Genomic DNA, 5,930 nt, shown 5'->3' on the forward strand with positions numbered 1-5,930 from the left:
TTGTTTAGCGCTATCGCGCGGATCTTCCGCACACCCGACCTGCGTCGGAAGATCGGTTTCACCCTGGCGATCATCGCCCTGTACCGGCTCGGCTCGCATGTTCCGGCTCCGTTCGTGCACTTCCCGAACGTCGAAGAGTGCCTGCGTCTGAATGCCGGCACCGAAGGCCTGCTGAGTCTGGTCAACCTCTTCTCCGGCGGAGCGCTGCTTCAGCTGTCGATCTTCGCCCTGGGCGTCATGCCCTACATCACGGCGACGATCATCACGCAGCTCCTCCGCGTGGTCATCCCGCACTTCGAGGCGCTGCACAAGGAAGGCCAGGCCGGCCAGGCCCGCCTGACCCAGTACACGCGTTACCTCACGATCGCCCTTGCGCTGCTGCAGTCGACGACGCTGGTCACGGTGGCACGCAGCGGTCAACTGTTCGGCACGACCGATATCGCTGCCTGCCAGCAGCTGCTGACCAACGATGTCTGGTGGGCGCAGCTGCTCATCATCATCGCGATGACGGCCGGCTGTGGCCTCATCATGTGGTTCGCCGAGCTCGTCACCGAGCGGGGCATCGGCAACGGCATGTCGCTGCTGATCTTCACCTCGATCGCCGCGACCTTCCCGTCCGCGATGTGGGGGATCTTCGAGTCCAACGGCTTCGAAGTGTTCCTGCTGGTCCTGGCCGTCGGAATCGTCGTCACCGGGCTCGTGGTCTTCGTCGAGCAGTCCCAGCGACGTGTGCCCGTGCAGTACGCCAAGCGCATGGTCGGACGCCGCACGTACGGCGGCACGAACACGTACATCCCGATCAAGGTGAACATGGCGGGTGTTATCCCGATCATCTTCGCGTCCTCGCTGCTGTACATCCCGATGCTGATCGCGCAGTTCAACACTCCGCAGGACGGCAGCGAGCCGGCCGGCTGGGTGGTCTGGGTCTCGCAGAACTTCACCACGGGCGACCAGCCGCTGTACATGGCGGTGTACTTCCTCCTGATCATCGGATTTGCTTACTTCTACGTCGCGATCACGTTCAACCCGGTCGAGGTCGCCGACAACATGAAGAAGTACGGCGGTTTCATCCCCGGCATCCGTGCCGGTCGTCCGACCGCCGAGTACCTGGACTTCGTGATCACCCGCATCACGTTCCCCGGTTCCATCTATCTCGGTCTGATCGCGCTGATCCCGCTGATCGCGCTGGCGACTGTCGGTGCCAACCAGAACTTCCCGTTCGGTGGCGCATCGATCCTCATCATCGTGGGTGTGGGTCTTGAGACGGTGAAGCAGATCGACGCACAGCTTCAGCAACGGCACTACGAAGGGCTCCTCCGTTGATGGTTCGACAGGCTCACCAACCGTCCGCACGACTTCTCATCGTGGGCCCGCAGGGCTCCGGCAAGGGCACGCAGGGCGTGCGCGTCGCTGAGGCCTACGGCATCCCCGTCGTCTCGACCGGAGACATCTTCCGCGCGAACATCAAGGGCGGAACGGAGCTCGGCCAGAAGGTCACGGCGATCCTCGATCGCGGCGACCTGGTGCCGGATGAGCTGACGAGTGAGATCGTGCGCGACCGGCTGTCGCAGGATGACGCTGTGGCTGGCTTCCTGCTGGACGGTTACCCCCGCAACGCCGCGCAGGTGACGCATCTCGAGGAGTTCCTGGCCGCTCGCGGCGAGGCTCTGGATGCTGTGATCCTGCTCGATGTTCCTCGCGAGGAGAGCATGGCCCGTCTCAAGCTGCGCGCCGATGAGCAGGGACGCTCGGATGACACCGAGGAGGCCATCGCGCATCGCCTCGACATCTACGAGAACGAGACTGCGCCGATCCTCGCCGCATTCGGCGACCGTGGCATCGTCGACAAGATCAACGGTGTCGGCTCGCTCGACGAGATCACCGAGCGGATCATGTCGGCGCTGAGCGCACGTGGTCTGACTCTCGCGGCCTGACGTGTTCCGCCGATCGATCTACAAGACTCCCGCCCAGCTGCGGGCCATGATCGAACCCGGTCTCATCACCGCCGCATCGCTGGATGCTGCAGGTGCGGCCATTCGCGCAGGCGTCACGACCGGTGAGGTGGATGCTGCGGCCGCTGAGGCCATTGTCGCTCGCGGCGCCGAGTCGAATTTCAAGCTCGTGCGGGGCTACCACCACACCACGTGCATCTCGGTGAACGAACAGGTCGTCCACGGCATCCCGGGCTCGCGCGTATTGGAGCCCGGCGATATCGTTTCGGTCGACAGCGGTGCGCAGTTCCACGGCTGGAACGGTGACAGCGCGCGGACCTTCATCGTCCCGGACCCGGCACGGCCCGAGCTGGTGGCGCGGCGCGAGGAGCTCTCGCGCGTGACCGAAGGGTCGATGTGGGCGGGCGTCGCGGCGATGGCATCCGTGTCTCATATCGGCGAAATCGGCGCGGCGATCCAGGAGTACATCGAGGCGCAGGGCCCCTCGGCCGTGTCGGGGGAGACGTACGGCATCCTGCGCGAGTACGTCGGTCATGGCATCGGACGCAAGATGCACGAGGCGCCGAGTGTTTTCAACTACCGCACGCCCGACCCCGGTGCCGAGATCAAGCCCGGACTCGTTCTGGCGATCGAGCCGATGGTTACAGCCGGCACCGAAGAGACTCTTGTCGAGGACGACGACTGGACCGTGTCGACGATCGACGGCTCCGACGGGAGTCACTGGGAGCACAGCGTCGCCATCCACGCTGACGGCATCTGGGTGCTGACTTCTCCCGACGGCGGCGCCGCAGGCCTCGCCCCCTTCGGCGTAACCCCCACCCCCGTCGCCTAGCCCCCGCCCCGCGCCCGCGCCCGCGCCGCGCCGCCCGCGCCACTTCCGCTGCGAGACACCACTTTCGCCGCGAGACACCACGTGGGGCGTGGTTTCTCAGGGCCGTTATGGTTTCTGATGCCCGTTATGGTTCCTGGACCATTGGGCGTCGCGCGGGTTGTGGCGAAGGGATGCCAACATCGACTGCTGCGGGTGCGAGATCCGCTTGACGCGACCCGCGAGTAGCGCTTTGACCAGCGGGGTGACCTGCCATGCGGAGGTGAGCTCCCATCGAGCAAACGGATGCCCGTGTCGGCGCAGGCGGTCTTCGCGTCGCTTCTCGTCGGCCAGGCGCTGGGCGGCCTCTTCCGGGTCATCCAATTTGTACTTCTGCCATCCATCGGCCTCGCCTATCGTCCCGGTCGATGGGAAATAGAAGTCGGTGCGGTCGAGCTCCCCTTCGTAGCGGAACTCCTTTTGCAGGACGGGAGTCTCGAACCCGGACCATTCGATGACTGCGCGACTGACGCTTTCGGACGGAGACTCGGCAGCCCCATCTGCGTGCGAGAACAACCAGCGCAGAAGCGCGCGCCCGCGGGCGTTCTCTTGATCATCTGCCCGCTCGTGCAGCTCGTCAACGGAGAGCGGCCCTCCTTGGACCCCGGAAATGGACGCGTCGAACACGGCGAGCGAACGAGCAGGTGAGAGCACGCGCCCCAGGTCCACGACGGTATCGAGGATGCTGGTGGCAAGCAGCCCGTGTACGTGGTCGAACTCGCGCACGTCCGTGCTGGTGTGGACGACGACATCTCCGAACCGTCGGGACCGGCTTCGCTCAGGATCGAACACGTGGATATCGCGAGTCTCGCCGAACCGGGGGAGCCCGTGCGGCACCGCGGCCGACTCGAACGCGAGGATGGCGTCGGGATGCTTCAACGCGAAGGCGTGCACGCGAACGGCGTACTTCGACCACGGCGGGAGCTTCGCGTACGCCTTTCGATCCACGTAGACCCCGCTGCGCACACGGTGCATAGTCCGCGGCGAGAGCGGGATGCCGAGCATCCGGCATTCAGCCGGCGTGAACAGCGGAAGCGGGGAGACGGGTACAGCCCGATCGGAGAGGAGCAGCGGCATCCCATCATCCTGCTCTCGTGGACCCGCTCGGACGGCCCGCATACGCGTGATCAGGGGAGAACTTGTCGGACCTCGTCTCTGTGGAGAACAAGTCGTCGGGGTGCGAGACATCATCTTGCCCTCGAGACACCATTTCGTCCTCGACGCACCACGCGGCACGTGGTGTCTCGGGCCCGAAGTGGTTTCTCGCGGGCGGTGGGGGAGGGGAGGGCGGGAGAGCGCGGGGGAGGGGGGCTCACAAGCGGGGCATAGGAAAAGTGGGCAAGATTGGGGCATACCCCTGCCCGGACCCGCACCGCGGGCCTGAGAGATCGGAACGTCATGGCCGCTGCCGCCAAGAGCAATACCAACTGGTTCGCCGTCGGAATCTCGATCGCGGTTGTCGTGGTGCTCGTGGCACTCGGCGCGCTGGTCGTCTTCCTGAACAGCCAGGCGACTGCTCCCGGCGTCGCTCCGCAGAGCGCGATCATCAACGAAGACAACGGCGCGGTCACCTTCGGCACCGGTGAGGATGAGGTCGACACCTTCGTCGACTTCATGTGCCCAGGCTGCAACGCCTTCGAGCAGCAGTACGGCACGCAGCTCCAGGAAGCTGCCGCGAACAACGACATCACGCTCAACATCCACCCGATCTCGATCCTCGACCGCCTCTCGCAGAACACCGAGTACTCGACGCGCGCAGCGAGCGCGGCATACTGCGTCGCCGCAGAGGCGCCGGACTCCTTCCTCACATTCTTCAACGCCCTCTTCGAGAACCAGCCGGCGGAGAACTCCACCGGACTGACCGACGAAGACCTCACCGCTCTGGCTGAGCAGTCCGGCGCCGGGGCTGCGGCAGGCTGCATCGCCGATGGCACCTACAAGGACTTCGTCGCGGAGCAGACCGATGCTCACAAGATCCAGGGAACCCCGACGATCGACATCAACGGCGAACGTCTCGACCTGCAGGCCGGCGACGCGACCAAGATCGACGACATTCTCGGCTGATTTCCTTCGCGCTCAAGTTGCCCGGCGCCCCTGCGTCGGATACGATGGAGCGTTGGTGCCTTGCGCCCGGTTTTGGCGTGTCCATCCCGAGCGGTACCGCAAATCATCCCACCCACCGCAGATCGACCGGTCTGCAGAAGCGTCAGCGAGGCTATGGCTAAGAAAGACGGTGTCATCGAGATCGAGGGCGTGATCTCCGAGGCTCTGCCCAACGCGATGTTCCGCGTTGAGCTCAGCAACGGACACAAGGTCCTTGCAACGATCTCCGGCAAGATGCGACAGAACTACATCCGCATCATCCCCGAAGACCGTGTGGTCGTCGAGCTCAGCCCCTACGACCTCACCCGTGGTCGTATCGTCTACCGCTACCGCTGATCGGTCGAGAAGTAACGACTGCCCCGGACCTTCGACAGGCTCAGGGACCGGAGCAGCACGAAGACAGCGAACAGGAAACATCATGAAGGTCAACCCCAGCGTCAAGCCCATCTGCGATCACTGCAAGGTGATCCGTCGTCACGGCCGCGTCATGGTGATCTGCAAGAGCAACCCGCGCCACAAGCAGCGCCAGGGCTGACGCTTCGACAAGCTCAGCGAGCGATCGCAGTCACTTACAACTCAATATCGTCCGGCCGGGAGCGCTTCGCTCGCTCAACGGCCGGGAACTGAAAAGGCAGGATCAAGACGCCGCGCGAGCGGCTGACACCTCGGGACAGAGGCCCGGGTCCATATCCTGCCCCACACCTCTACTCATCTCAGGAGAAACCGCATGGCACGTCTTGCCGGCGTTGACATCCCGCGCGATAAGCGCGTGGTGATCGCCCTTACCTACATCTACGGCGTTGGCCGTACCCGCTCGGTCGAAATTCTCAAGGCCACCGGGATCGACGAGTCGATCCGCGTCAAGGACCTGACCGACGACCAGCTCATCACGCTTCGTGATCACATCGAAGGCAACTACAAGGTGGAGGGTGACCTGCGCCGCGAGGTTGCTGCAGACATCCGCCGCAAGGTCGAGATCGGCTCCTACGAGGGCATCCGCCACCGTC

The 5,930-nt window shown here is 64.6% G+C and carries 8 protein-coding genes; 7 read left to right on the forward strand and 1 reads right to left on the reverse strand.

Annotation, left to right across the window (positions count from 1 at the left end; translation table 11 throughout):
- The 3 genes from secY to map all read left to right on the forward strand — a co-directional run.
- On the forward strand, window positions 1–1,323 hold a 1,323-nt coding region (secY, locus tag ACTIAO_RS16790), incomplete at its 5' end, for a preprotein translocase subunit SecY (protein ID WP_441907250.1).
- Window positions 1,323–1,934, forward strand: a complete 612-nt coding sequence (locus tag ACTIAO_RS16795; protein WP_441907251.1) for an adenylate kinase — start codon at window positions 1,323–1,325, stop codon at window positions 1,932–1,934. The genes secY and ACTIAO_RS16795, both read left to right, overlap by 1 nt.
- A gap of 1 nt (window position 1,935) precedes the next feature.
- Window positions 1,936–2,784: a type I methionyl aminopeptidase gene (gene map / locus ACTIAO_RS16800; RefSeq protein WP_441907252.1), complete on the forward strand. Its 849-nt coding sequence runs from the start codon at window positions 1,936–1,938 to the stop codon at window positions 2,782–2,784.
- 105 nt (window positions 2,785–2,889) lie between these two features.
- Here map and ACTIAO_RS16805 read toward each other — a convergent pair whose 3' ends face one another.
- The gene (locus tag ACTIAO_RS16805; protein ID WP_441907253.1) at window positions 2,890–3,897 is read right to left on the reverse strand and encodes a hypothetical protein; all 1,008 of its coding nucleotides are present in this window, start codon (window positions 3,895–3,897) and stop codon (window positions 2,890–2,892) included.
- Window positions 3,898–4,218: 321 nt separating this feature from the next.
- On the opposite strand from ACTIAO_RS16805, the gene ACTIAO_RS16810 reads away from it, so the two are divergent.
- The 4 genes from ACTIAO_RS16810 to rpsM form a co-directional block, all read left to right on the forward strand.
- Window positions 4,219–4,884 (forward strand): DsbA family protein, encoded by a 666-nt coding sequence (locus tag ACTIAO_RS16810; RefSeq protein ID WP_441907254.1) that lies wholly within the window; start codon window positions 4,219–4,221, stop codon window positions 4,882–4,884.
- A 153-nt stretch (window positions 4,885–5,037) separates the two neighbouring features.
- Window positions 5,038–5,259, forward strand: a complete 222-nt coding sequence (gene infA / locus ACTIAO_RS16815) for a translation initiation factor IF-1 (protein WP_017201569.1) — start codon at window positions 5,038–5,040, stop codon at window positions 5,257–5,259.
- Window positions 5,260–5,341: 82 nt separating this feature from the next.
- Window positions 5,342–5,458, forward strand: coding sequence for a 50S ribosomal protein L36 (gene rpmJ / locus ACTIAO_RS16820; RefSeq protein ID WP_005050492.1), 117 nt, complete (start codon window positions 5,342–5,344; stop codon window positions 5,456–5,458).
- Window positions 5,459–5,650: 192 nt separating this feature from the next.
- On the forward strand, window positions 5,651–5,930 hold a 280-nt coding region (gene rpsM / locus ACTIAO_RS16825), incomplete at its 3' end, for a 30S ribosomal protein S13 (RefSeq protein ID WP_441907255.1).

It is taken from the genome of Microbacterium sp. (assembly GCF_052099035.1).
Taxonomy (GTDB): domain Bacteria; phylum Actinomycetota; class Actinomycetes; order Actinomycetales; family Microbacteriaceae; genus Microbacterium.

Coding starts and splice junctions, on each gene's coding strand:
- rpmJ (WP_005050492.1), top strand. CDS start 5,342: ATGAAGGTCAACCCCAGCGTCAAGCCCATCTGCGATCACTGCAAGGTG.
- ACTIAO_RS16805 (WP_441907253.1), bottom strand. CDS start 3,897: ATGCCGCTGCTCCTCTCCGATCGGGCTGTACCCGTCTCCCCGCTTCCG.
- infA (WP_017201569.1), top strand. CDS start 5,038: ATGGCTAAGAAAGACGGTGTCATCGAGATCGAGGGCGTGATCTCCGAG.
- ACTIAO_RS16795 (WP_441907251.1), top strand. CDS start 1,323: ATGGTTCGACAGGCTCACCAACCGTCCGCACGACTTCTCATCGTGGGC.
- ACTIAO_RS16810 (WP_441907254.1), top strand. CDS start 4,219: ATGGCCGCTGCCGCCAAGAGCAATACCAACTGGTTCGCCGTCGGAATC.